This window comes from Leptolyngbya sp. Cla-17, assembly GCF_016807185.1.
In the GTDB taxonomy this organism is placed as follows: Bacteria; Cyanobacteriota; Cyanobacteriia; order Leptolyngbyales; family Leptolyngbyaceae; genus ULC077BIN1.
Window position 1 is genome coordinate 2250125 of sequence record NZ_JAEVYN010000001.1, and the last position, 25990, is coordinate 2276114.

23 protein-coding genes and 1 tRNA gene are annotated in these 25990 nt (G+C 47.1%); 16 read left to right on the forward strand and 8 right to left on the reverse strand.

The window, feature by feature from the left end; genetic code table 11:
* Positions 1–5 precede the first annotated feature (5 nt).
* A complete protein-coding gene (locus tag JOY44_RS10055; RefSeq protein WP_171573438.1) occupies positions 6–218 on the forward strand; it encodes a hypothetical protein in 213 nt (70 codons plus the stop codon).
* A 297-nt stretch (positions 219–515) separates the two neighbouring features.
* Here the strand turns inward: JOY44_RS10055 and JOY44_RS10060 are convergent, their stop codons facing one another.
* Complete coding sequence (locus JOY44_RS10060) at positions 516–1007, reverse strand: hypothetical protein (protein WP_171573439.1); 492 nt, start codon at positions 1005–1007, stop codon at positions 516–518.
* Positions 1008–1344: 337 nt separating this feature from the next.
* Here JOY44_RS10060 and JOY44_RS10065 point away from each other — a divergent pair, with 337 nt between their 5' ends.
* The 3 genes from JOY44_RS10065 (at position 1345) to JOY44_RS10075 (ending at position 3888) form a co-directional block, all read left to right on the forward strand.
* Positions 1345–2802, forward strand: a complete 1458-nt coding sequence (locus tag JOY44_RS10065; RefSeq protein ID WP_197985107.1) for an amidohydrolase family protein — start codon at positions 1345–1347, stop codon at positions 2800–2802.
* 103 nt (positions 2803–2905) lie between these two features.
* Complete coding sequence (locus JOY44_RS10070; RefSeq protein WP_171573440.1) at positions 2906–3397, forward strand: hypothetical protein; 492 nt, start codon at positions 2906–2908, stop codon at positions 3395–3397.
* 113 nt (positions 3398–3510) lie between these two features.
* Positions 3511–3888: a hypothetical protein gene (locus JOY44_RS10075; RefSeq protein ID WP_171573441.1), complete on the forward strand. Its 378-nt coding sequence runs from the start codon at positions 3511–3513 to the stop codon at positions 3886–3888.
* 5 nt (positions 3889–3893) lie between these two features.
* Here JOY44_RS10075 and panB read toward each other — a convergent pair whose 3' ends face one another.
* Positions 3894–4673 (reverse strand): 3-methyl-2-oxobutanoate hydroxymethyltransferase, encoded by a 780-nt coding sequence (gene panB / locus JOY44_RS10080; RefSeq protein WP_171573442.1) that lies wholly within the window; start codon positions 4671–4673, stop codon positions 3894–3896.
* 470 nt (positions 4674–5143) lie between these two features.
* Here panB and JOY44_RS10085 point away from each other — a divergent pair, with 470 nt between their 5' ends.
* The 3 genes from JOY44_RS10085 to JOY44_RS10095 all read left to right on the forward strand — a co-directional run bounded on the left by JOY44_RS10085 (position 5144) and on the right by JOY44_RS10095 (position 8764).
* A complete protein-coding gene (locus JOY44_RS10085) occupies positions 5144–5602 on the forward strand; it encodes a tRNA (cytidine(34)-2'-O)-methyltransferase (protein ID WP_171573443.1) in 459 nt (152 codons plus the stop codon).
* Positions 5603–6513: 911 nt separating this feature from the next.
* Positions 6514–8556 carry a peptidoglycan DD-metalloendopeptidase family protein gene (locus tag JOY44_RS10090; protein WP_207211162.1) on the forward strand — a complete coding sequence of 681 codons (2043 nt, stop codon included), beginning with the start codon at positions 6514–6516 and terminating at the stop codon, positions 8554–8556.
* A gap of 136 nt (positions 8557–8692) precedes the next feature.
* A tRNA-Met gene (locus JOY44_RS10095) sits at positions 8693–8764 on the forward strand.
* A gap of 96 nt (positions 8765–8860) precedes the next feature.
* Here the strand turns inward: JOY44_RS10095 and JOY44_RS10100 are convergent.
* The 3 genes from JOY44_RS10100 to JOY44_RS10110 form a co-directional block, all read right to left on the reverse strand.
* Positions 8861–9829, reverse strand: coding sequence for an ion channel (locus JOY44_RS10100; protein WP_171573445.1), 969 nt, complete (start codon positions 9827–9829; stop codon positions 8861–8863).
* A 175-nt stretch (positions 9830–10004) separates the two neighbouring features.
* Entirely contained in the window at positions 10005–13097 is a 3093-nt protein-coding gene (gene ppc / locus JOY44_RS10105) for a phosphoenolpyruvate carboxylase (RefSeq protein ID WP_171573828.1), read from the reverse strand.
* A 99-nt stretch (positions 13098–13196) separates the two neighbouring features.
* Entirely contained in the window at positions 13197–13442 is a 246-nt protein-coding gene (locus tag JOY44_RS10110; protein ID WP_197985109.1) for a hypothetical protein, read from the reverse strand.
* Positions 13443–13729: 287 nt separating this feature from the next.
* On the opposite strand from JOY44_RS10110, the gene JOY44_RS10115 reads away from it, so the two are divergent.
* Positions 13730–16864, forward strand: a complete 3135-nt coding sequence (locus JOY44_RS10115) for a DUF1574 domain-containing protein (protein ID WP_203031962.1) — start codon at positions 13730–13732, stop codon at positions 16862–16864.
* A gap of 227 nt (positions 16865–17091) precedes the next feature.
* On the opposite strand, the gene JOY44_RS10120 is transcribed toward JOY44_RS10115, so the two are convergent.
* Entirely contained in the window at positions 17092–17292 is a 201-nt protein-coding gene (locus JOY44_RS10120; protein WP_171573447.1) for a hypothetical protein, read from the reverse strand.
* Between the two features lie 336 nt (positions 17293–17628).
* Here JOY44_RS10120 and JOY44_RS10125 point away from each other — a divergent pair, with 336 nt between their 5' ends.
* Positions 17629–17835, forward strand: coding sequence for a glycogen debranching protein (locus JOY44_RS10125; RefSeq protein ID WP_171573448.1), 207 nt, complete (start codon positions 17629–17631; stop codon positions 17833–17835).
* A 37-nt stretch (positions 17836–17872) separates the two neighbouring features.
* On the opposite strand, the gene JOY44_RS10130 is transcribed toward JOY44_RS10125, so the two are convergent.
* The gene (locus JOY44_RS10130) at positions 17873–18208 is read right to left on the reverse strand and encodes a hypothetical protein (protein WP_171573449.1); all 336 of its coding nucleotides are present in this window, start codon (positions 18206–18208) and stop codon (positions 17873–17875) included.
* Between the two features lie 104 nt (positions 18209–18312).
* Here JOY44_RS10130 and psbP point away from each other — a divergent pair, with 104 nt between their 5' ends.
* Both psbP and JOY44_RS10140 read left to right on the forward strand, forming a co-directional pair.
* Positions 18313–18852 carry a photosystem II reaction center PsbP gene (gene psbP, locus JOY44_RS10135; protein WP_171573450.1) on the forward strand — a complete coding sequence of 180 codons (540 nt, stop codon included), beginning with the start codon at positions 18313–18315 and terminating at the stop codon, positions 18850–18852.
* A 108-nt stretch (positions 18853–18960) separates the two neighbouring features.
* On the forward strand, positions 18961–19593 hold the full coding sequence (locus JOY44_RS10140; RefSeq protein WP_171573451.1) for a Maf family protein: 633 nt from the start codon (positions 18961–18963) through the stop codon (positions 19591–19593).
* On the opposite strand, the gene JOY44_RS10145 is transcribed toward JOY44_RS10140, so the two are convergent.
* Complete coding sequence (locus JOY44_RS10145; protein WP_171573452.1) at positions 19577–22606, reverse strand: tetratricopeptide repeat protein; 3030 nt, start codon at positions 22604–22606, stop codon at positions 19577–19579. The genes JOY44_RS10140 and JOY44_RS10145 overlap by 17 nt on opposite strands.
* A 286-nt stretch (positions 22607–22892) precedes the next feature.
* Between JOY44_RS10145 and JOY44_RS10150 the strand changes: the two genes are divergently transcribed.
* The 5 genes from JOY44_RS10150 (at position 22893) to JOY44_RS10165 (ending at position 25987) form a co-directional block, all read left to right on the forward strand.
* Positions 22893–23729 carry an urease accessory protein UreD gene (locus JOY44_RS10150; RefSeq protein ID WP_171573453.1) on the forward strand — a complete coding sequence of 279 codons (837 nt, stop codon included), beginning with the start codon at positions 22893–22895 and terminating at the stop codon, positions 23727–23729.
* Positions 23730–23823: 94 nt separating this feature from the next.
* Positions 23824–24156 (forward strand): urease subunit gamma, encoded by a 333-nt coding sequence (gene ureA, locus JOY44_RS10155; protein WP_171573454.1) that lies wholly within the window; start codon positions 23824–23826, stop codon positions 24154–24156.
* 6 nt (positions 24157–24162) lie between these two features.
* Complete coding sequence (locus tag JOY44_RS32805) at positions 24163–24270, forward strand: transposase-like zinc-binding domain-containing protein (RefSeq protein WP_415881099.1); 108 nt, start codon at positions 24163–24165, stop codon at positions 24268–24270.
* Positions 24271–24477: 207 nt separating this feature from the next.
* Positions 24478–25464, forward strand: a complete 987-nt coding sequence (gene holA / locus JOY44_RS10160; protein WP_171573455.1) for a DNA polymerase III subunit delta — start codon at positions 24478–24480, stop codon at positions 25462–25464.
* 118 nt (positions 25465–25582) lie between these two features.
* A complete protein-coding gene (locus JOY44_RS10165; RefSeq protein WP_171573456.1) occupies positions 25583–25987 on the forward strand; it encodes a DUF4168 domain-containing protein in 405 nt (134 codons plus the stop codon).
* The last annotated feature ends 3 nt before the right edge of the window (positions 25988–25990 follow it).

The following is a 25990-nucleotide window of genomic DNA, read 5'->3' on the forward strand; positions in this document are numbered from 1 at the left end:
GGGCAATGTTAGCCACCTCTAGGAAAATCCTTCTAAAGGTAGAAAATGCGATCGCCCTATCGCGACTGGCGGGCTGTCAGCTTTTTCTGATGCTGCACAATAAAAAGTCACCTCAGCATCTTGTCGAGAAAGATTTTGGCGCGATTGCATTGCCAACCCAAGTCGATCAAGGCGAAGTCGCGATCAACTTGGGTTGTATTGCCGCTCAGCACCTGTAGGGCACCAAAGGATTTGTGCAGATTGTCAACTTCACTCAGTCAAACAAACTTTTGCCGCTCTTGTCAGTAGCCTATGACCTTCCTTTCACTCTAAATAGTGTCTCGCGACACAAATTATTGAGGTGCAGGATGAAGTGCAGTTCAAGTTCAAAATGCTACTGTTTAGCTGCCCGCAAGTGTTCCAGTGCAAACGAGATCGCTCTCGTTCGAAACTCAGTTGTTTGAGTGCAAGCCACGATCACCCACCTGCTTTTAGGGGGAAATTATAAACGGGATATTTAATTGCACTCAGCCCACTTAGTAAACAGAAACTGCGCCCTTCTCGTCTACATCCACGGTTTGGGAGGAGTTACCAGCACCCGTTGAAGCGGTTTTCACGTCGATGAGAATTTCGTTGCCCACTGTCTTGACCTCTAAATACACGCGAATGGGATTATCGAAGTCAGGAGTTTCTTGCAACGAAACTTGCAAATCCATAGGCAGGGACAGATAGCTCGTATGCAGGCGACCAAAGATCACAGTTTTCCCTGGCGCAATTGGACGATCGCCAGCAGTGGGCAACACGGTCGCAACAACAGGAATATTCGTCCGACTGGTCACGCGAATTTGAATGGGTTTTTTGGGATTAACTCTGGCGATCGCCGCCCGCCTATCATTTTGCTGGGGTTCTACTGGAATTTGCTGGGATTCTACTGGAATTGGTTGGCTCTCCTGCGCTAGTACTAAGTTGGTGGCGGCTACCGCACCCATTACTGTTAATCCTGCTAGAGCGACTGTGCCTAATTTCATTGGGTCTTCTCCTACACCGATTGAGTATGCATCAAATTGTTAGTCATCAAGCTGTCTACAGTTATAGACTCGATCGCAGCAACTTTTGCTCCCTATCAAAACTTTTAGATCCAGCCGTTAAAGTCCATGGCGATGATGAGCAAAACTCTGGATCTTTGTCGAAGCCCCATCACTTCTTAAATGAGAGAGATCACATATTGTCAAGAGCCTATGACTTTCCTTCCGCCCTGAATGGTCTTTAAACACAAATTATGGGGAGAGCTGAAGCTCATATGCCCATAGGCTCGGCATATTCTTGGCCCTTGGTGCTTAAACTTCATCCAGTGAGTGGTATTTTTTGTCTAACTTAAACTGGCAAACTGTAAAGAGTTTCTTAGGGCTGTATTTGGTGTTTACGATTCAAAATGTATTAATTCCGGTTGGGCAAGAGTATCAAGCAGTCAGCGTTCATATTGTTGAGGGACGGATTGCTGCGATCGCCCCCACTTTAGACATTTTGGGGACAGCGATCGACGGTCGCAACAAACTCCTACTACCGGGTTTTGTCAATGCCCACACGCACTCTTCAGAAATGTGGCAGCGTGGCATGATTCCACCCTATCCCCTAGAACTCTGGCTGGCAGAACTCTACGACTCCACGCCCCTTGACCCGGAACAGATTTATCTGAGCGCCCTGGGAACTGCCGTTGAAACCTTGCTCACGGGTGGAACGACGGTTGTGGATCACCTGGTTTTGATTCCGGGTCGAGAGCTGGAAACGGTTGCTGCGGCTGTCCAAGCTTATAAAGAAGTGGGCATTCGAGCCTTTGTCGGTCCGCTAATTCAGGATGAATCATTGGAATCGGGAATTCCCTGTGGAGACACAGGGCGAAAGCACCAACCTTACTTGCGATCAACGGAGGCAATGTTGGAGCTTCTGCGAGAGGCGATCTCCCAATTTCATCGCCCGACCGAAGGGATTTCGATTATGGCTGCTCCTACTGGCACTCAGCTATGTTCTGATGCTTTATTCGAGGGCTGTGTGGAGTTGAGCGATCGCCACGATCTTTGTCGTCATGCCCACTTATTAGAAACGAAAGCTCAGAAACTCTTGGCGTATGAACAGTATGGCTGTAGCGCGGTAGAACGTTTGAAACGGCTGGAATTTCTCAGCCCCCAAACGTCTCTGGCTCACTGTGTTTGGCTAGATGAACACGACATAGACCTTTTAGGAGACACTCATTCGACGGTCGTCCACAATCCCTTAAGTAATCTGCGTTTAGGCAGCGGCATTGCTCCGATTTTGAAATATCGCCAAGCGGGGATTAATGTTGCTTTTGGCTGCGATGGGGCGGCTAGCAACGATTCTCAAGATGTATTAGAAGCGATCAAAATTGGCACTATTTTGCACAACGTCACCGATTTGGACTACACAAATTGGATTACGCCACACCAAGCGATAGAACTGGCATCCTTGGGAGGTGCGACTGGTCTGGGCATGGCAAGTGAGCTGGGTTCCATAGAAGTGGGTAAGCAAGCAGACTTGGTGCTGTATGACTTGATGAATTTGTCGCTATTGCCCCGCACCGATCCGATTGGGCTGCTGGTGTTGGGTCGTCCCACTCAGGTAGTAGACAGCGTTTGGGTCAAGGGCGATCGCGTCATTGCGGAAGGTAAGCCCACGCGGATCAACTTGGATGAGTTGCGATCGCAACTGTTTAACCGCAGTCAATGGTCAGTAAACCGTAAATCCAATGCGGTGCAGCAGGTGGAAGATCACTACCGTGCAGTGATGCAGCTACCCGCTTCAGAGTAGGCGCGGATCAACTGGTTGAACTACAATGTCATCGTAAAGTGCCTGTGATGTAGACAATACAGAGCATTTCAGTCTGGTGTAGATTTTTGGGAGTCCATTGGTGATGACCAGTGAAATTAGCCGCCGTTTAGCCGTTGCAGAACTGAGTGAACGGATTCTTGAAATGGCAAAAACAGGAGTTTATCGCACTTCGATTTTTGAGGCATTTCAACCCGTTGCGACTAAGCGCCATATTAGTCTTGCCATTCGACATGCTAAACGGTTCGGCTTACATTCTGTTGCAAAATTGCGGGATGAAGATCTAGGAACTTACTACCAGTTAGATGCTGTGAAGTATCAAGCATTGCAGCACACCATGCAGTCTGTGGTGCCGCTAGAGTCAGATGAAGCGGTGTTAAAACGTATGACAGATGCAGTAACAACGGTCAAACTGATGGTGATGGTGGTGGGCGGCAGCGCGATCGCACTCTTCAGCAGCGGATTTGTTTGTATCCTTTTGGGCAAAGCATCTTTGGGCAGTGGATTTCTGACTGCTGGTGCAACTGCGATCGCTTTGTGGCTGCTGCAAAAGAATTTGGCAAAAAAAATTGTGTGACCAAAACTGGCTGATTCTGTTTTGACAGTTCAGAAAAATCGGTTCGCCCTAAAAAGATATGCGCTAAAAAGACATGCGTTAATATGGGTTGTCTGACTTATTACAGTGCTTGTATGTCTATGATTGTTACGCTTGAGGAAATCAATTACTTCCGAACTGAACTCTCAGAATATGCCGAAGCGTTGGTTGCTTTGGATGTTTTGGAAGATTGTGAAGGGAATTTAGATGACGCTGCGATCGCCCTTGCTATTCAATGCGGACAACAACCGGATACCTCCGACCGCTGGATTGATGGACTTGCCAAACGCTGGCGACATATTATTTGCCAACCCGAACTTAAAGAACCCTTTGAAGATGGACTCAGCGGCGATGTTTTAGTAGCCTTAACCACAAGCACTGATTTGCCCGTTAAGCTAGCAACGCCCGTTGCAATCTATGTGATCAAAGTTGGTGCAGTCAATTTTTGCAAGCCACTAGAAGAAAAACTGTAAAGCGATTATTTCTCTGGAAAAGCGCGATCGCTGACTTCTTGAGCAAATGCCTGAACTGCGCCTGTAATGGTCTCCCTCAAATTGACATAGGCTTTCGCAAACGGTGGCTGACGCGACGATAATCCCAACAGGTCAGCGGTAACTAACACCTGTCCATCACAATAGCGTCCGGCTCCAATCCCAATGGTTGGAATAGATAGCTTCTGGGTAATTTGCTGGGCAAGCTCACTCGGAATATGTTCTAAGACGATCGCGAAAGCTCCGGCTTGTTCCAAGGCGATCGCCTCCGCCAAAATTTCTTCTCCCGCCGACTGTGAGGTTCCTTGCTGTCGATAGCCTAACCGATGCACCGATTGCGGAGTCAGCCCCACGTGCCCCATAACTGGAATACCAACTTGCACCAGTCGCGCCACCGTTTCAACCGCGATCGGGTTACCCCCTTCTAGCTTGACTGCTTGCACTCCAGTTTCTTTTAACAACCGACCGGCCGAGTGCAATGCTTGCTGCACACTTTCTTGGTAGGTCATAAAAGGCAGATCACACACCAGCAAGGCTTGCTTAACTCCGCGCCGCACCGCTTTTGCATGATGCACCATTTCATCTAGCGTAATCGGCAGGGTTGTGTTGTATCCCAAAGCAACCATTGCTAACGAGTCGCCGATCAGAATTAAGTCTATTCCGGCTTCATCTAATACCGTTGCCAAGGCAAAATCCCATGCAGTTAGCGCCACGATCGCCCGTCCCTGCTGTTTCCACTGCACAATCTGCTGTGTTGTTACTGGCATCAACCCATCTTCAAGCTCTATGTTTCCTAACCCTACCCTGCTTTCAGCGATCGTTGATTAATTATTTAGGCAAAACCCCTGGTAAAAGCTGTCCTCATCGCCATTCCTTCCCAGTTAGAACCTACAGATTTTGATGCATATATGATGCATATATATATAGATAAAAACTAAAAAACTGATAAGTGAAATACAGACACTTTTGATTCAGGCGAAAACATAGCTAAATTAACTGCTGTTGCCAAGTCCTATACTGACCCTTTCAACCCCAAAATTGTCATTCTTCGCTGGCTGAGATAAGTCAAATCAATTTAATTCGAAGAAGGTATAAACGCCTCAGGCGAAAACTGGGGACAAAATTTTTAATTTGTCGAATGCCCGAAGTAGATATTAAAAAAAGCTATCAAAGTGTTCCTAAGATAGAAAACAACTGAGAGCTAGTGTATGGCTCATTAAAGAGTGCAATTTATTCTATGGTTCATGTTGTTTTAGTTCATCCACAGATTCCGCCCAACACTGGAAATATTGCTAGAACCTGCGCTGCAACAGGCACAGAGCTACATTTAGTTGGACCTATGGGCTTTGAAATTAGCGATCGCTATCTTAAACGGGCAGGATTAGATTATTGGCCCTACGTAAACTTGACCTACCACCCCTCAATCGAAGACTTTCAAAAATTCTCTCGGCAGACAGACAGTCGCTGGATTGGCTTTAGCACTTCAGGACGATGCAGCTATGTTGAGTTTGAGTTTCTACCCTCTGATTGGTTACTCTTCGGCAGTGAAACAATGGGTCTACCCAAAGATCTGCTGCAATCTTGCACTGAAACGGTTCATATTCCAATGGCTCAGCCCCAAGTACGCAGCCTTAATCTCTCTGTTAGTGTTGCTATCGGCTTATTTGAAGCTCGTCGGCAGTTGGGATTACTGTAATGATCCTAGCCTGCTGTTTGAGTTCATCATTAATCGCATATAGCTGAGAGCAAGAGGTCCCCACTAAATTGCTTGCTTCTATCGTTAAGAACTATTCTGATTCGCTTGAATTCAAACAGCACTTCATCCTTATATGCGCATCCATACATCAAGCCTGAAAATCCATCGCAGATTTGCAATGCAGATATTTAGATTTCAGGAGCATTAAGAAATCTGTGAGCCAGCCTAAGCAAAAACACGATTTAAAGAATTGCAGTATTTAGATCTGTTCTGCTACGGATTTGATACAAAACAATAAGAAATTTCTATAGTTTCTTAACACTGTCGTTCAGTTGAGCAATTAGTGCTTTAATGCTCTTGCCAATTCCTGCAAACTAGAAGTAGTAAGCCTTCTGACTGTAAATAGTTGTACTTCGAGGTTTGTGCTAAATAAAATTGGTTGCTTCTGTCTGTGGTACAGTTCAATTTCTCGAAGAACAAATCAGTCAGACAGCATGACCGATTTGAAGGTGGGATTGTGAGGAGTGGTGGTGGTGAGGATATTTGAGTCTTTTCTAAAGGATACGTTTTTGCGGTTTTGCTTCTGCTTTGATTGATAGGGCAACTGTTCTACAGATTTCTGTAACGGTTTACAGGTGCTGTAGGATTCTAGTTATTGGGATTTTGAAAGCACTACTAGTTTTTGTTGTGTTACTGGTTTCCCAAGTTTCCTTGCCTCGATGGGTTTGATGCTTACTTTAAAAATTTATTGTGAGTATGAACTTGTCTAAATCGAAAAAGCGGGGTAATCTTGCCTAAGTGTATTTGCCATGTGTGATCTGGATCGCTTTGGACTGTGATTAAGGTTCTACCGCAGGGTTAAGTCAATGGCTCAAGGACAGTTAAACGCTGGAGATTTAGGAGGTCGTTTTTTGAGACGAACATTTCCGCAGAAGGTTAAGCCTGTTCCTTCTTGTATGAACGAGCACGAAGAAACAACGGCTCAAGCAAAGCAGGCTGATCCAGAACCCAATCGCCGAGCTCGGACTTCGGCAGCTATGATTGGTCTGGCAATTTCGATGGGGGCTTATAGCCTGCCGATTTCTAGTCAAGGAGATGGGGCTGTTGCGGCAGAACCGATCCAAAATGAACCCGTGACTTCGGCATCTTCCGCTTCCTTTGAAGCCGCTACGCTTTCACCCAACTCTGAAGTGGTTGAATCGTCTATTTCTAGAAGCGATCGCAAAGTTAGCCATACGGTTCAAGAAGGGCAGACTCTTTGGGACGTCGCTCGATTCTATACAACTGATGCAAATTCAGTAGCATCGGCAAATGGGCTTTCTGTGAACGCTGTACTTCGGGTGGGTCAGGTTCTGATCATTCCAACTGATACCCGTTTGGCACAAGCATTGGATGCTTCAGCCTCGCCAAACTCACCTAGTTACTACGGTCCAATTTCTAATCAGATTCAAGAATCTGAGCCTCAAGCTGATTCAGCAGACAGCGATGACCTGAAGAATAAGCAGCACAAAGCACTTGAGAACCTTAAGCAAAAAACTCAAAGCTTGCAGAGTGGCTTAGCCGTATTGAGTTCCAAGAAGTATAAGGCTGTCCCTCAATCAGCACAGCAAGTACCTCAAACGGAGCAGCAGGTTCAAGTAGTTTCTACTCTTCCTGTTGAGCGTGAATCTGATAAAGCGTTGACACCACAGCCATTGGTATCTTCAGATACTCGGCAGCAAGTGGCATTTCGTGCCCCTGTGAACACGCAACTTCCAACATCGCCTGCTCAAACTAATCGGGCTTCTTCTTATCAAATTGTTCCTGGAGATACGCTTGTAGCGATCGCCCGTATTCACAGTATCTCTGTGAAGCAGCTAGCGGAAGCAAATCGAATTTCTGATCCGAACCAAATTTTCGTAAATCAGACGTTAATTATTCCACCCTCTCAAAGTGCTGCTGGTGAACGATCTGACTATAAAGGATTGATCGCTTCTATTCCAGTTACATCCACTGTTGCAACTGCTTCATACACTTCTCTGCCAAGCTCGACCGCAACATTTGCGCCATCGCCGTCAGCAAGTGTGCAAGTTGCCATTGCATCTCTTTCTGGCAAGAGTCAGGTTCAGACCACGAGTGAATCTGAGTCTAGGTTGGTCCGCTACAACCATGTTGAGAATTTAAGGCAAGAGATTGATCAACTTCGACAACGGTATCAAACTCAGACACCTCGTCCTCAAGCGGCTCCTCAGCTAGAAACAAAGGTTGCTGCCTATCCTGTGGCTACAGGTGGTGGCTATGCTGCTGGTTTGAGCGATCGAGTCAACTCAGAGTTTAGTGGTGATAGATCGGCCACTTTAAGAACTCAGTTGCAAGAAATGCGTAGTCGAGTCAGGGTTGATTCGTCGAATGAGGTGAAAGCATCATCTCAGCAACCGATGCGAGTTCAAAATCAGCGACAAGTTGTAGCTGTTGCTCCTGTTGGCTCTGAAAGCTATGATCCACTGCTGCAATCTAAGATTGGTCAAGCGGTATCACCCGAACTACCCTCCTTAGGCACGAGTGAATCCTACCTACCTGGGTCAGGGGAACGTTCAGAAGGTTTCGTTTGGCCCACAAAAGGGGTCTTAACATCTGGCTTTGGCTGGCGTTGGGGAAGGATGCACAAGGGAGTGGATATTGCAGGTCCAACTGGCACACCTGTTGTTGCAGCCGCAGAAGGTACAGTTGTCACCGCTGGCTGGAATTCGGGTGGCTACGGTTATCTTGTCGAAATTCAGCATCCGGATGGTAGCTTAACTCTGTATGCGCACAACAGTCGAGTATTAGTCCAAGTGGGGCAACAGGTTGCTCAGGGGCAACAGGTTTCTGAAATGGGAAGCACAGGTTACAGTACTGGTCCTCACCTGCACTTTGAGATACATTCCTCTGGAAAAGGTGCCGTTAATCCTATGGCCTATTTGCCTCGCAGTTAATCCTTTCTTGATAGATTCGATTCAATAGGGGAGAAATATCTCCCCTTCGTTTTGAGGTTTTATAAATCAGGTTCAAGCACTATTTTGGTATCCATGTCAGTTGTGTTATTTTAGTAAGGTTGCTTAGTGTTGTTACGGCTCAGTAGCTCAGTGGTAGAGCAGGGGACTCATAAGCCCAAGGTCGCAGGTTCAAACCCCGCCTGAGCCATCAGTTAAGTATTTACTAAGGATTTCCTCAATCTTATGCTTCGCGTTAACTCTGCAAAATGTTCTTTTTGCTTAATAACGAGCTTTATTGCTCTAACTATTCAGCGTCGATCGCCATTACATCATGGAAGTAACTGTAGTCCACGATGCGCTGTCCATTGGGTAAAGAGAAAATAACATCGACAAACCGATGATTCCAAATTAAATCCTGCATAGCATAAGATTCGCGAGCATGAATGGGCTGGGCAACAGTTTCATCTAGCCCGGTGAGGGACACAATAATATCTGCGTCGCTGTTGGCAAGGGATTCAGGCGTTTCTCCATAGAGAGGGCTATTTTCGTCAATTGGGTGCATGGCAGTCCAAGAAAGGGTGAATAGAGGACTGTGGCTACGAATCAGATTAAGGTCATAGATTCGCCGCATGGTGTAGCCCTCACTTGTGGTTTCCGATCGCACCAGTGTTGCCCACAGTCGCGCCTCCAAAATTTGGTTGCCGCGTTTATTTGCTGTGCGAAACATCAAGGTGGGTCTGCCATTGTAAGGGACCACAACCGCAACCCGGCTAAACATCACCCGTGCAGTTGGGCGAGAAAACCGGGCAAACATCAACCCGGTGATCATTGCTACACCCAACAAACCAATCAGTGCTTCGATCGCCACTAGAAAATTGGCGTAGAGGGTTTTGGGATACATCGCGCCATAGCCGATTGTCGCCATGGTCTGCACGCTGAAGAAAAAAGCATCTAATAGCGAACCAGGTTTTGCATTGGCAATTGATTCGTCACCTAAGAGATAAGCGACAGCAAACAATAAATTACTGAGCAAATAAAGCCCAACTGCCAAGCCCAAGAACTGAATCCAGGACATGGTGAGCAGCAAGTGATACAGATCTCCCCAAAACGCTGGCTTGAAATTAACTTGCAAAAAAGTGGTGCGTCCATTGGGAGCCGTCAACGTTTTATAGGAACGCCGCCGTCTACTTTTAAGGTTGAGCAAAGATTTTGGTTGAAAAGTTACCGGACTCTGATGAGGCTGGGAACTAGAAGGGGGGTCGATTTTTGTCATGAATAGCTACTCGCGATCGCGTCTGCATTAAGTGTCTCTCTAATAGGAGAAAGAATAACGCTCCATTGACAAAAGAGCGACGTTTATAGTACTTTCATACTATTCACTTCATCGCTCCTAAATCTACTAGCCCCCAAAAGCATTGCTGAGGGGGCTTTTTGTATGGTGAGTAGGCTTAGCCTGTGTTTCGCATTCCGGCAGCAATGCCATTGATGGTTAATAAAGCACCCCGCAGGAGTTCGCCTTTGCTGTAGCGCGATCGCACAATGCCCGAAGCTGCTTCATCTTTACTTTGGCGCAGGCGTTTTAACAGGGAAACTTGAAGGAAGCCAAGGGGCACAATGGTGCCGTTACGCAACTGCACTGAGCGTTGCAAATCTGGATCGCCATCTAACAGGCGCTTATGTCCCGTGATGGTCAAAATCATGTCGCGAGTTAAGTAAAACTCGTTGGCAATTTGTTCATACACAGGCTCAAATCGCTCCCGATCTTCGGGATGCACCAGTTCGCTCATATAATGCCGCGCAATTTGCAGATCGACCTTAGACAGGGTCATCTCTACTTTAGAAACAACCACTTTGAAGAATGGCCATTTGAAGTAAAAGTAGCGTAACAGCTTCAGGTGTTCTTCAGGATGATCGCGCAAAAAGTCTCTGAGGGCAGTGCCCACGCCATACCAGGCAGGCAACAGCAGACGGCTCTGAGTCCAGCTAAACACCCAGGGAATCGCTCTCAGGCTCGCTAGGTCGCGTTTGCCACCCCGTCGCGCCGGACGGGAACTGATCTGCAATTGGCTAATTTCGTCGATTGGGGTAACACTATGGAAAAAGTCGATGAAATCGGGTTGCTCGTATATCAGGGCGCGATAGTGGCTGCGCGATCGCGCAGCCAACTCTTCCATAATCTCGTGCCAGGGCTGGATTTCATCGAATCCAGTGCGAAGCAAACTGCTCTGAAGCACTGCTGAAGCGACCTTCTCCAAGTTATACAGCGCCAATTCTGGCAGGGAATATTTAGAAGCTAACACTTCCCCTTGCTCCGTGATTTTGATGCGTCCGTTAACGCTGCGTCCCGGTTGTGCCAGAATTGCCTCGTAAGCAGGACCGCCACCCCGACCCACGGAGCCGCCCCGACCATGGAAGATACGAAGTAAGATGTTGTAGCGTTCAGCTAAAGAGTGTAATGCTTGCTGAGCTTTGTGAATTTCCCAATTACTGCTGAGGAATCCAGAGTCTTTGTTGCTGTCGGAATAGCCCAGCATCACTTCTTGCAAGTGGGTATTAAGCCGCCACGGTCGCTTCTCTACGGGTAGATGATTTTCGGCATCGGGATCGTTTCCGCCTGCCAGCATCGTGCGGTACAACGGCATGTCAAAGAGTTGGGTTAAAACAGCCGGCGCTTTTTGTAAGTCTTCTACCGTTTCAAACAGCGGCACTACGCGGATCATGCTAATGCCCGTTCCGGGATCATAGAGTCCTGCTTCTTTGGCTAACAGCAGCACCTCTAACATATCGCTGACATCATGGCACATGCTAATGATGTAGGTATGACAGATCTCTGGACTAAATTCGTCGTGCAAGGTGCGAACCATGCGAAACGTTTCGATCGCTTCGTTGGCTTTCTCAGAAAATGGCAGCGCTCCCGGAATTAAAGGTCGGCGAGTTTGCAATTCCGTAGAAAGCCAGTGAATCCGTTCGTCCTCCGTCATTTCGCAGTAAGGCTTGGGCAACACCTGCATATACTGCACCACTTCATCAATGGTGTCTGCATGGCGGGTGCTTTCTTGGCGGATATCCAACTGAGCTAGGTGAAAGCCGTAAATTTCAACCTGACAGATGAGATTTTCCAAGTCGCGGCAGGTCAATCCGGTTTCGCAGAGGTTGCTTTGAATCAGCCGTAGTTCTGACAAAAATTCTGCGCCAGATCGGTAGAATGTGGCGCGCTCTTGATCGGAGTGAGTTTGCTGAACATACTCGCCTTTATACATTTTGAGGCTGCGATCGCGGGTATTTTCTAGCCGCTTTTGGATGTATGCCAGTTTAAGCCGATAAGGTTCTTGACGATAGCGAATGGCTAGCTTGTCGTAGACGGTGGGAATTTGCAGTTGATCTTGTTCCAAAGACTCCAGCAAGTTGGGCAATACATCGCTCCAATGCAAGGAAAGACTCAGCAGATCGATCAGTTTACCCACAGAGCCAATGTATTTATTCAGCACCAAGTTACGCTGATAGCAAGCGGTTTGCCAGGTAATCTGCGGGGTAACAGACGGGTTGCCATCGCGATCCGAGCCTACCCACGAGCCAAACCGACAAAAATCATAGTTGGGTGGTTTGATGCCAGGAAAGGATTCTTTCATGGCTCGCTTAAACCGCTGATGAAGCTGAGGGATCACGTCAAACAGCACTTCTTGAAAATAGTGCAGCGCATAGTCCACTTCATCCAATACGGTTGGCTTAAATTGGTGCAATTCATCGGTTCGCCACCACAACCGCACTTCTTCCGTAAGTTGTTCGCGTAGTTGGTTTTCATCAACTGAATCAATATCCAACCCTTGAAAGGCTTGGCGCTCTTCTACTTGATCAAGCTGTCGTAGAACGGTAGCAATCCGGCGCTGTTTATCGCGAATGGTGTGGCGAACAATTTCGGTCGGGTGGGCGGTGAACACAAGTTGAATATCTAACTGTTCTACTAAGGTTTGAATGTGTTTGGGTGGCACATTCAGCGCTTGCAGTTTAGGAAATAGCCAATGGAAAGTGCCTAATGCGCGACGAGTCGCAGGATCTTGAAGCGTTTTTTCTAAAAGATCTGCTTCTAATCGGCTAGCGTGTGTGGTTTCTTCACCCTGACTCGAAGTGCCTGACTCTAAACCGCTGGCATCGCGCACAGCCGCCCGATATTGCAATTGATCTCGCTGTTCGTAGTGCTGCTCGACGATATTAATTAGCTGAAAATAAAGCGCAAAAGCGCGGGCTGCCCGAATAGCTTCGTTTAAATCGAGCTTTTCAACCACTTTGAGTACTTCAGATTCGATAAAAGTGTTTGCCTGTCCTTCAGGAGAACACAAGTCACGAAGTTGGCTTAGTAGATCAACGAGTTGCTGTCCACATTCTTCCCGTAAAACAGATTCCCAAGTTTCTTCAACCGATTTAAGCCGCAGCTTAAGGAAAAGGTCGGATGTGGATGTTGTAGACATCTCTGCTAATGTTCTAGATTCAATCACTGTACTGGAACTAAACGCGTCATCCGCTGAAGCACGTGTCACACTCATGGAGGCTGGTTCTAGAAGGACATTCAAAGTATTCTATGGGCTATTTTCCACCTGTGAAGTGGTTCAGGTGACCAAATATTTTTGGCAAACATGCCTGAGCTAATCTGGATTGACGGTATCAATCGATGGCGAGGGTAGACTGGAAAGGTTTAATAACGGCAGGCGATCGCCCCGAAACACTTCTTCTGCAAATCTGCCAATCTCTTGAGAGGCTTCTGCCAGAGCTTTTCCACCCACTAAGCCAATTAATAGGGGTGCCGTCGCTAGGCTAATCAATAGCTCCAAAGCTGGCGCTGGCAGAGAAGAAACTGGAGCTTTTGTGGGTAAACGATCTGATGATTGCATAGTGTGGCCTGATTGTAATTTTTATGAAGAGATTTTTCAGCGTGTCAATAAAACGTGAAAAGAAACTAATTTAGCTTTGGATAAAAGCAATATTACCTGAGCGATTTTTGAAATTAGGTGTTCAATACTGATACGAGATACATGTCGGCACCAAACATGGCAAAGTTGAAACTGCAATTTGATCCTAAACTATGCCAGATCTGATGAGGATATGTTATCTCTATGGGCACGATTGCTCTTAACTCAACCGTGTATCTATCAAATCAGTTGCTAATGCTAATGCTCTCATGCTGAACGCCGATGGACAACTCCCAATCTCTTCTGGAATGCCCCAGAAATCTGCGATCGCTCGTAGGCGCTTGAAACAGTGGCTACAGCAAATTTTTGGGCAGAGCCAAGCTCATATCAAAATTCGATTGAAGGGCAATCACCTTCATATTTTGATAGAAAGTGACTCCAGCCCAGATGCAGAGTCCATTGTTACGATGCTGTCGCACGCTTTAGCCTCTGATGCTCCGGATCGTTCTTTGCCCCTGAGATCTGCTCACATTCACCGTCTGATGGTTTACGGGCGGTGTATCGGTGGCAATCAGCCGCTTTGGATAAAAGCGATTGATTTAAATTGGAACGCATCTACAACCTTAGGCGATCGCCCTTTAACCACTTTGAAAACTGCTGATCAGCCTACCTCCGCCCAGGTTGATCCCATTGCACTTTGCTTTGCCCAAGCCCAGCAGGGAGAGCCCGATGCGATCGCTCGTTACTTAAGTCAGGCTCTCAGCGGTTTGGGGGTTGCCGTGCGTGCCAGAACTGAGGCGGCTCCTGTTAGGCAGCCTTTTCCTCAGTCCTCTGGCAATTTAGTCCCGCCAAGATTAATCATTATTTGTGAGTCGGCGTATAGCCCTGATCTGTCTCTATTGAGAGACCAGATTGCCCAGCGTCTCCGCGAATTGGAGCTTCAACACATTCGAGATGCGGTGGTATTTGGGCAGGTAAGCGGTGAAACACGACCCGAATGGATAGTGCGAGTAGACCTGACCCCCACAGCAGACATCCTCAAAGAATGGGCGCGGTGGGGCGATGTGCAGGCGATCGCCCAATTGCTAAATCGCCATTTGGCAGGGCAAGCAATGGAATTATCGGCCTTGCTAAAAGACTCTACCTTGCATCTCTCTTGTGCTGGGATCAACGGCCCGGTGCCCGATCAGGCTAGGGCGATCGCGGCGATTGAGCCAGTGCTGCAAGGGTTGCTGCCGCAGGGGATTCAGGCGGTGGCGCTCTATGGAGTGATGAGCTCGACCGAGGCGATCGCAGCTACTCCTGCCTGGGTTCACTGGCTAGAGTTACCCGCTGCTCACCATCCAGAACTGGCGATCGCCACGCTCGATCTTGCCCGTCAGGGAAATTTGGCAGCGATTACCTTTTTGCTAACGCGCTTGGTAAATCCTGATTTAAGTGCCAAGTTGGCAACGGGCGGCATTCGCGTCCAAATTCGGCAAAAAGGCGACTTGCTGCACATTATGACGGATGCGCCGAATTGCCCTCGGCAGGATGCTGTTGCTGCGCCCATTGCTCGTTTTTTGAAACCGCTACACATTGATTCAGTAATGGGAGTGCGCGTTTATGGGCGGCGCTCTGGACAGCGGATGCCGCTCTGGCACTATGGGCTTGATTTTAGTGGCGATCGCTTAGTCCCTACAGCCACCCCAGACTTTGCAGCATCCGATATTCATGTGGATGAATTGCTGTCGCCAGCGGGTGCTATGGTGCCGTGGTCGGAGCAGCAGACCGATGAGCGCGGTTCAGGGATCGCTCACATCGCGGAACGAACCTTGGAGCGAATTCAGCGATCGTTAATTCAAACCCAACTCTTTATTCCTCTAGAATCTGCATCGCTCAATCCTAGCTCTTCCTCGTCCGACATCCCTGCTACGCCTGACCGCCAGCGTTTAGGGGTTGGGCTGGTTTGGAGCCTTGTGGGGTTGCTGCTTGTTCTGCAAGCAGACTGGCTGCTAGGCTACTGGCTTCAGCTATCTGCTCAAACACAAATCGCCCAAACCCAAACTTCCGCCTCTCTATTGGCGACCCGTCCTAAATCATCAGCGGCAAAACTCCCAAGTTTATCGCTCCGCAAACAAGCGAGTGATGCTAAAGCCTTTAATGCTTCAAGCTTTACCCACATTGGTGAAGCAACGCTGCCTTTAGCTGAATCTATCGATCCGCTGGATGCTAAAGTGCTACCCGCTTCTCCAATGCAGGCAAAGGCAGACACGCTGACCGCCCAACTCAACTACCCCAGCTTTAACAGTCGTCAATTTGATCGCCAGCTTGCCGTTTATAAAAGCTATTTAGAAATTTTTGGAGCGCCCGATGTGCTAATCATCGGCAGTTCCAGAGCGTTACGGGGAATCGATCCGGTGGCGTTAGAAAAAACATTGGCAAAACAAGGTTATTCTGGGGTTCAAATTTTCAACTTTGGCATTAATGGCGCAACGGCTCAAGTCGTCGATTTGCTAGTCCAGCATGTGTTACCGCAGGATAAACTGCCAAAATTGCTGCTGTTTGCAGACGGGGCGCGTGCCTTTAACAGTGCCCGCATGGATATTACCTATAACGGAATGATTACCTCTGAAGGCTACCGTACGTTGACTGCGGGTAATCTCCCGATCGCCAGTACGACGATCGCTCAGGCACCGACTGCCAAACAGCAGCCAAACGGCACCCCGGCATCTGTGACTGAAGAGGCCGCTCCCTCTACTGCAAACCGATATCAGCAGGTGAATGAAGCGCTGACCAAACAGTTGGGTAGATTGTCAGCCGTGTATAGTCAGCGCGATCGCTTAAAAACTCGGCTGCGCGAACAATTAATTAGCCTGTTGCCCCCCGCACTTTCATCGGGCGTGCTGGCATCCTCCGATAGTTTAATCAACTCAACTTCTCCAGCTGCTGCTGCCAGTTCGGCCCCTTCGCTCTCTGCCGATGGGCAAGGCATGATCGATATTGATGGCTTCTTGCCTCTGCCAGTTCGCTTCAATCCAGTCACTTACTATCAAAAGTATGCGCGGGTTTCGGGTGATTACGATTCTGACTACGAATCTTTTAGGCTGGGAGGAGTTCAAACCGACGCAATGATTGCGATCGCTCAATATGCTCAATCTCAAAAACTGCAGCTGGTATTTGTCAATTTGCCCCTCACGCAGGAATACCTCGACCCCTCACGCAAACGTCATGAAGATGCTTTTCAGCAGCATATGCTCAGCCTTGCACCTGAGTTTGGCTTTATCTACCGCGATCTCAGCAGCGCCCTAGCAACTCAACCCGATTACTTCTCTGACCCAAGCCACCTCAACCGCTATGGAGCCTATGCCGTATCGCAGCGCCTCGCCCAAGATGTAATGATTCCGTGGCAGGTTGCCAAATAGAGGGCTAACATCCTCCTGCCTACGGCTTCCTCTCCGTGCAATTCAACTGATAGTCTTGCGCAGGTTCCAAATTTCGCGCCTGGTTCGGTTTTTAGCAGGCAAAACGATTGTGTTACCTCAGCCGTGAAGACAGCGCGATCTCACTCTGGATTTCACGATGCCAATGCTCTATATTGCCAAGCCTACGGCGCTAAAACAAAGATGCCCTATTGGAAGGGAAATTAATGTTAGTCAATTAGATCTATTTGACCTGCTTTTACCTTTTCCAACACTCGATTAATGTTCAGTCGATCCGCATCTGTGACTTGCTGATTGGAAAGCAATATCGATGTGAGTTGAAGGTGTTGGTGGCGAGAAACTTGCTTGGAGGAGAGGATCTGTTCGAGGGTGGAGCTAACGATAGGTTTTACTTTGTTGGAAGCTCGCATGATTTTTCTTAATTATGCTCTCAGTCTTTATCGCTTCTCTAACTTTCCCTGCTCTGTGGCTAAAAGAGACAGGCTACCTAAAAGAGTTCAGGTTTACTAGAGTATCAGGTACTGCAAATTTAATTTAAGACACCATAGAATCGGATTTTTGAAAAATCTACTGTTAATAGTAAAGTTAGGGTTACTAATCGTTTCCTTTTGCCGGACCGTGCCAACACAATAATTGATGTCCTTGCCTCTGTTTGCAAGATTTGACAGTCAAGAAGCAAAAATCAACAGGTTGATTTTGATTTTTGTGTAAGGATCTAGATGTTTAGCCTATCAGGAGATAGTGCAATGCCAATTTGGGTAAACGAACAAATAGATCCCTGTGGAATTCTTCACACCTGCATTGCGTGTTGTGATGAAGACCAAGCGCAGGATTGCCATGAATCATTTAAGGAAAATCTAACGGATCAGCAGCGATCCGATGGATGGACGGCGAGTATGCGTCAGGTGCAATCTTGGGACGAGGTGCCAGTCAACGCTTTGAAGCTGGATTAAAAGGGTGGATAGTAGCTTCAAAATTGTTTCACTTGTCTTACTTAAAGCGAGCTTCTAGTCTGAAAACCTTTGATTCTAAAGCGTTGAATCGATCCTTGGCTTCGATCGCCAGCGTTGCCAAACGATCAATAATTTGGCGATCGCTCAGGGTTGAGGTGCGGGCTGGGCGAGAAATTGATGGTGTTGGATTGGATGGTAAGGAGGAACTGCCCCGGCGCAGTTGACTTACTTCTGATTGAAGTTGCTGCATCTGCGATCGCAATTGATTGATATCGTTTTGCAAGTTGAATGCGGCTTGAGCCGAGGTGCCACTCTGCCATAAAAGCAGGATGGCACAGGTTGTTGCGAATAAGAGTCCAAGAGTTCTCAGCATGTTTCACCTTTCATTACAAAGAGATGGGAGAATATAAAAACTGACGAGGGCAGTGTGATCTGCCCGAACAGACTATGTAATTGGCTAGCAGCGGAGTTGGAGAGATGCTTAAGCGAACAGTGGTAATGCTGATGGTTATCATCAGTTTGAGTTTGCAAGGATGCGTATCCGGCGCGACCGGGTTCAAAAGCTTTGTAGACAGTTTGGACGGTTACCAGTTCTTGTATCCTAACGGTTGGCTCCAAGTACAAGTGTCGGATGGACCCGATGTTGTGTTCCACGACATTATTGAACAAACGGAAAATGTCAGCGTTGTGATTAATCCAGTTACCACTGGCAAATCTCTCAAAGATTTAGGCGATCCGAGTCAGGTTGGTTACAAGCTTTCTAAAAGCGCGATCGCCCCTCCGGGTTCCGGCAGAGAAGCAGAATTGGTCAACGCCGAAGCGAGAGAAATCGGTGACAAAACCTATTATCTGCTGGAATATGCAGTCAAGGTTGGCGATAAAGCCCGACACAATCTGGCTAGCGTTGCTGTCAGTCGGGGCAAACTTTACACCCTTAACGCTTCTACTACCGAAGATCGGTGGGAAAGAATGAAAGACATGATAGAAAAAACTGTGCGATCGTTTTCAGTGTATTAGGCAAATATTAGAAAACAGAGGCTAAGTGGTCAGGCTAATCCTTTTCTAGCTCCTAGCTCCCTATTCTCTAGCCTCCAACTCCCTTTCTCTCCTCACTCCTCATTTTCCATGGGACTTCCACAATTTGTTTTGGCTTCAGCTTCTCCAGCACGACGACGATTGCTGAAAATTGCAGGGATTGATGCGATCGTGCAGCCGAGTGATTTTGATGAATCTCAGGTTGCCAGTGCCGATGCTGATCTGCTGGTGCGAACATTGGCTTTGCGTAAAGCAGATACGGTGGCGACACGATTGGCGAAAGTAGAAATATCAACGCCAACACTCGTTTTGGGCTGTGATTCAGTTTTGGCACTGCATGGCGAGATTTACGGAAAACCGGATAGTGCAGCGGAGGCGATCGCCCGTTGGCAAGCAATGCGCGGTCACATTGGCGGACTTTATACTGGGCATACTCTAATTGAACTGCTGCCTAAAACAAAATCTTCTGAAGCACCACTCAAAACCTTAGTTCGCTGTCAGGTAACGCAGGTACACTTCGCCAATATCAGCGATCGCCAAATTGAAGATTACGTTGCCACAGGTGAACCGATGCACTGTGCCGGGTGTTTTGCGTTGGAAGGAAAAGGCAGTTTTTTTGTTGAAAAACTAGAAGGATGCCACAGCAACGTAATTGGGCTAAGTATGCCGTTACTGCGCCAGATGATGGCAGAATTTGGCTACAACATCACTGATTTTTGGTAGCTGCCTCAACCCTTTCCTGAACGACCTGGCAATAAAATTCTTCTAAGGCAGTGATGCAGGTTGGGTCATCAAATACTTCTGAGCATCGGGCTTGCATTGCCGTTGAAATTTCGTGCCTCAAAGCGTCTTCCTGTGCCAATCTGACGGCAATATTAACGTAATCAGCTTCATTGCTAGCGATCGTGTTAGTCACACCCAACGTTTGCAAGATGCCAGTAGAAAGCCGACCCCGCATGAATTCTCCGGGACAGGTTACTATCGGTAGCCCACAAGCGATCGCATCCAGAGTAGTGTTACCGCCTGTGAAACCCAGCGTGTCTAAATAAACGTCTGATAGCAGATTCAGCATCAAGTAGTCGTTGCGCTCTAGAGATGGTAAAAAGATACAGTAATCATCGCTGTTAAGCTCGGCAGCGGCGAAAGCCCGATGCAGACGGGGCTGCAAAATATCCGCTCGAATAAACACAAATTGTGCGTGAGGAACTCGACGCGCAATCTCGACTAATAAAACATCATGCTGCGGCAAATATTTGAATGGAGCCTGACAGCAAAGATAGGCGATCGCGTCTTCTCGCAGGTGAAACTCGGCTCGTGTTTTCGTCAGCGGCGGCACCTGGGGTTGAGGGTAAGCAATGCCTAGTTTTGGCAAACAAACCAGGGTTTCCAAATAATGTGCTTGAGCGTTGGCTGGCTCCATCGCTTGACTGGATAGGTAGTAGTCAATTGTGGATAGACCAGAAGTGACTGGATGTCCCCAAGCCGTACATTGAATCGACGCAAGGCGCAATGCTGCCATTTGCACGGTGAGCGGATCCATGCCAATTTCAGGAAACACTAATATATGCAGTTGATCGGACAAAATTTGTTGGCAAACTGCTTCTAAATTGTTGGGAATATGATGAAAACGATCGCTCCAGGATTGAAATTGTTGAGTGATTAAATCTGGCGAATCGCCTGTGTAATAACAAAAAACTTCAAAGTTTTGGTGATTACAGTGCTTTAACCATCCAGTGAGCCAAAGCGTTCCGCTGTAGGCGTGAAAATAGTGAGATACATACCCAATCCGAATCTTCCCTTCGATCGCTGGTTCTAACAAAGGCTGCACCCATTGAGGGTAGTTTGCCGCCATGATTTGATGAATTAGGCGCCCATATTGCTGTTGTGGTTCAAGCATACTTTGGGCTTGATAAGTTAATTGAAAACTGGTAAAGCGTTGGCTGCCAGTTAGTGCATTTTCTCGTTGCCCTGCTGTTTTTAATACAGTTTCTTGAATTAAATTTTGCAACGCTACTGTAAAGCGATCGCGATAAAACTCAATCTCTTCTGGCGAGTCATAAGCCAATGGCAGCATCAAAGCATTTAGCAGTTTAAAGGTGTAGCTTTTTGGTAACTTCTCTAAGGCAAATTCTGTCGCTTTGATTGCTGCGTGATGCTGATTTAATTGCATCAACTTAATCACCAATTCATAGTTTAGTTTCTCTGAATTTTCATATAAGCGAAGACCCTGATTCAATGCTTCAATTGATTCAATACTGCGATTTAGCTGCCATAATATTTCAGCCAGTTTAGAGTAATGCTCAGGTTGATCAGATGGTAATAAAACTAATGCTTGATAGTGACAAATAGCAGTGGAAGCTCGCCCTATTTGAGCTAACCGTTCTGCCGCATTTTGATGAAATTGAATGGGATCGTTTTGAGCTTGCAGGGCAATGTTTAAGTTGTGCCGCACATCTAAATTATCGGGTTGAAGTTGGAGAGCCGTTTGATAGGTTGTCACAGCTTCTGAAAGCTGCCCTTTATCTAGATAGAGATTGCCTAGATTGAGATAGGTGCCAAAAAAATTGGGATTGAGCGCGATCGCCTGTTGATAAAGCATCTTTGCTTTACCCAACTGATCCTTAAGTGTGAATAAATTCCCTAGATTGTTGTAGGCATCTACTAAATTAGGGTTGAGTGAAAGAGCCTTTTGGTAAGCTGCAATCGCTTGATTCGGTCGCTCTAATCGTTCTAATACACATCCCATAAAATAGTAAGAAATCTCGCTGGATGAATCCAGCGAGATCGCCTTTTCGAGAGCATTTGAGCAATCTTGATAAGCTTCATATTCATAATAAAGAATGCCTAAAGTTCGCCATGCTTCGGCATCATCATCTCGCCATAACAAATATTCTTGATACTTGTTTTCAGCACGACTAAATTGTTTGTTTGCATGATAAGCTTTTGCTTCTTGATAAACTGTTTCCAACGATTGTTGCTTTTGTTCAAGTAGTTGCAAATTATAAATTGATTGGATCACCAGTGGATAGCGCTTGTTATCAAATGCAGCCGCAGAATAATTATGAACTTTATTTCGATCCCAACTGAGGATTTGAATCCCATTCCAGAAGGTAGAATGCCGAGCAACAGGAGTCAATAATTCCATTGCTACTGTTGACTCCGGCGTGACGGCTAAAAAATCCCAGCATGCTTGCTGCACAGTGCCCCAATTCGCATCATCTAAAATAATTAAGGCATGATCTGCCAGAAAAGGTTCTACTAACAACAATCCTAAAAGAGTAGAGCGATAATCATGCGCACCATCATAAAAATAGACTCCAATTTTTTCTTCTACATTAAGCTCTCGTAGCTCCAGTAGAAAATTTTGAAAATCTTGATTGCAAAAGTAAACCTGTTCTTCTAACCCAAAATAGTTGAGGTTGGTTTGCAATGCTTCTAAGCAGACTCCATCCAGATCAAACTCAGAGAAATTATCTACTGCATACGCCATGCGATCGCGGTGATTCAGTAACGCTCCTATTAATGTCGATCCTCTATAGGTGCCAATTTCACAGTAAATTTCACCCGCATCCATACAATCCACTGCAAAATTGAGCAATTGCATTACGTTGGCAGTGGTCATGCCTTCAATAAAATTTAACGAGTCCTGAAACTGCTCCGACTTTGGATAAACAGTTTCCTTACCCCAATGATGAAACTGCTCAGGAAGTTGATTAATAAATCGTTGGTAATCCATAAGACGTAAAATAGATGTTTGATTAAGACGTTTAGAGTTAATTGTCTATTGTATCAATCGTTATTTCGCAGCCTAAAGTAGCTTGTTCGGCTAATTTCTCTCATTATCGGCAAAGTAGGCACACATTCAAATTTTGCGGCAGGGGAGAAGCCACTCATGGCTTTGGCTGAAATTCGTAGAATTGCTGGATTTCTCTTTGCCACTTAGGTTGCCAGGTTGATATATTTCAAATTTAGGTTTAGATAACAAAAGTGAAACAAAAGGCTCTAACCCTGTCCTCTAATCAATGACTAGCCCTTTTACCCAGCATTGGCATGGAAGGCTCCATCTCAACTTTGCACGGCAGGGCAATGCGACTTGCCTAACGTTCGAGCAGGTAAAAGCGCCACTGAAGGTGCAGCGACCGTTTTATCCTGAAGGCGAAGCCGTCTGTCATAGCGTGATTTTGCATACAGCGGGTGGCATTGTTGGCGGCGATCGCCTTTCCCTTGATATCCACTTACAACCGCAGGCTCAGGCACTCATCACCACCGCTGCCGCCGCCAAACTATACGGCTCCACAGGACTAGAAGCCCAGCAAAGCGTACAGATTTACATCGCAGAAGGAGCTTGCTTAGAATGGCTACCCCAAGAAACCATCGTGTTTGACCAGGCAATTTATCGTCAAGATATGCGGATTGACTTGGCACCGGGTGCCTCTTGGCTGGGTTGGGATATTACCCGCTTTGGACGCACAGCACGGGGCGAAAAGTTTGTGCAGGGGAACTGGCGATCGCAGACCGAAATATGGCAAAGAGATCGTCCCTTGTGGATCGATCGCCAATGGCTTCCTGGCTGCGAAGAAGCATTCGATAGTCCCCATGGTTTAGGAGGCTATCCCATTGTGGGTAACTTTGCCTTCGTTGGGCAAATAGTAGAAACCGATTTGGTAGAAAAAGCGCGATCGCTCTGGCTGGGCACCTCTGGCGAAATTGGCGTAACCCGTTTGCTGTGTGGGTTACTGTGTCGCTATCGCGGCAATTCTACAATGGAAGCACGCCAGTGGCTAATGGCAGTCTGGCAATTGGTGAGATCAACTCACCTCCAGCGCTCTGCCTGCACTCCCCGCGTCTGGCAACTCTAAATGAAACTTTGACTTAGAGTACAATCACTCAAGATCTGCTGCCATTGCTCGATGAGCTTGAGATTATTGTTAAATGTGAGGAATAGGACGCACTATGCAATTGACTCCACAAGAAAAAGATAAATTGCTAATTTTCACGGCTGCACTGCTGGCAGAACGGCGTAAAGCGCGGGGTGTAAAGCTGAATTACCCCGAAGCGATCGCATACATCACCGCAGCGATTCTCGAAGGCGCACGCGATGGGCGTACCGTTTCTGATCTGATGAGCTATGGCACTACCCTATTAACCCAAGCTGATGTGATGGAAGGCATTGCCAGTATGATCCACGATGTGCAAGTGGAAGCTACCTTTCCTGATGGCACCAAGCTAGTCACAGTTCACAGTCCAATCCGCGGTAGTGCTCAAGATGTAACGATGGAGCAGTAAGGTTTCTTGCTATTTCTCCTCTATGCCTGCGATTTTTGTGCGTCTTCCCAAACGCTCAAGTATGGTCATATCCACAACGGTAAGCAACGGTTCACCTGTCAGGACTGTGGATGACAGTTCGTGCAAACTACCCGAAAATTTACGTTTCGGTGGGGCATAGTCCTATAACCGATTGCTGCTGGAGCACCTTTTTATAGCTAGAATCGCTTTCAACATCGTTGGAGAATCACATTAGTACCATCTGATATTTCATCAATCACGCACTACAATGCATCATTACTTGTATGGCACTACCCAATTACTCAATGCTAGGGAGTGCTGATGCCAATTTATTTATATTGGGGAACCGATGATTTTGCAATCGCTCAAGCTACCAAAGCCCTGCGGCTAAAAGTGTTGGACCCGGCGTGGGAAAGCTTTAATTACAACAGAATTTCGCCAGAGCAATCCGATGCCGTCACTCAGGGGCTAAACCAAGCAATGACTCCGCCGTTTGGGGCAGGCAGTCGGTTAACTTGGCTAACGGATACTACCGTGTGTCAACGATGCCCAGATGAGCTTTTTGGGGAGTTAGAGCGCACCTTTGCTTCACTGCCCGATACCAGCATTCTTTTGTTAACGAGTTCCGTAAAACCTGATAGTCGCTTAAAGGTGACGAAACTGCTACAAAAATATGCTGAGATTCGAGAGTTTTCTCCAATTCCGTCTTGGAAAGGTGATTTGTTGTTAAAGCAGGTGAAACAGGTGGCTCAGGAAATGAGCGTAAGGCTGACAGCGGAGGCGGAAGAACTATTGGCGGAGTCAGTGGGTAATGATACACGCCAGCTGTACAGTGCCTTGGAAAAGCTGCAGCTCTACGCCGGAAATGAGCGGCGATCGCTGACTGAATCGGATGTGGCGACCTTAGTTGTTGCGACTCAACAAAATGCCTTAAAGCTAGCGGCTGCCATTCGCCAGGGGCAAGTTGCTGAAGCCTTGGAAATGGTTGCCGAATTGTTGCGCCAAAATGAACCCGCCTTGGGGATGGTGAGTTCTTTAATTAAACAATTTCGCTGCTGGTTATGGATTAAGCTGATGCTGGAATCGGGAGAGCGGGATGATGCGGCGATCGCCAAGGCGGCTGAAATTGCCAATCCCAAGCGCCTCTATTTTTTGAGACAAGAAGTGCAGCCCCTTTCTTCTCAAGCGCTGCTGCAAACCTTGCCTTTGTTGTTGGAGCTAGAGTTTAGCCTGAAGGATGGAGCAGAGGATTTAGCGGCAATGCAGACAAAAATTGTGGAGTTATGCCATCTCTGTGGGATGAAATGAGCGGTGAGCAACAAAAAAGTCAGAAATCAGCTTCTTATAGGAACTTATCGCCCTTAAAATAATTCAAACCATTTGAAGACCTATTAGTGTGCTAGTTTTTGGCATTGAACACGCAGCTATGAAAATGAACCGCTCTATGTATTTCCCATTACGCTTTAGCCGTCCTTCTATGTTTAAAGCACTGCTATTTGGCGTATCCACAGTTGGGCTGTTGTTTAACGGCGCTGCCCAAGCTCAATCCCCAGCAGATATCGCGCAATATACAGCTGTGGCTCGGCAAATTGAGCAACAGCGAATGCTAGACTTTGCCGAGGTAAAGCGACTGATGGCTGGCAATGTGCCTGAAAATGTTTGCCAGCAAGGTAATATTCCTAGCAAAGTTCGGGAAATTTGCGATCGCTTTGATAACAACTCCCGAACGATCCTTCAGAAAAGTGGCATGTCCGTTTCCAAATTTAACGAGGCAATTCGCTTTTGTCAGCAAAACCCAAAACCCAAAGAGTGTCCTGCTCGTCCTCGCTAAACC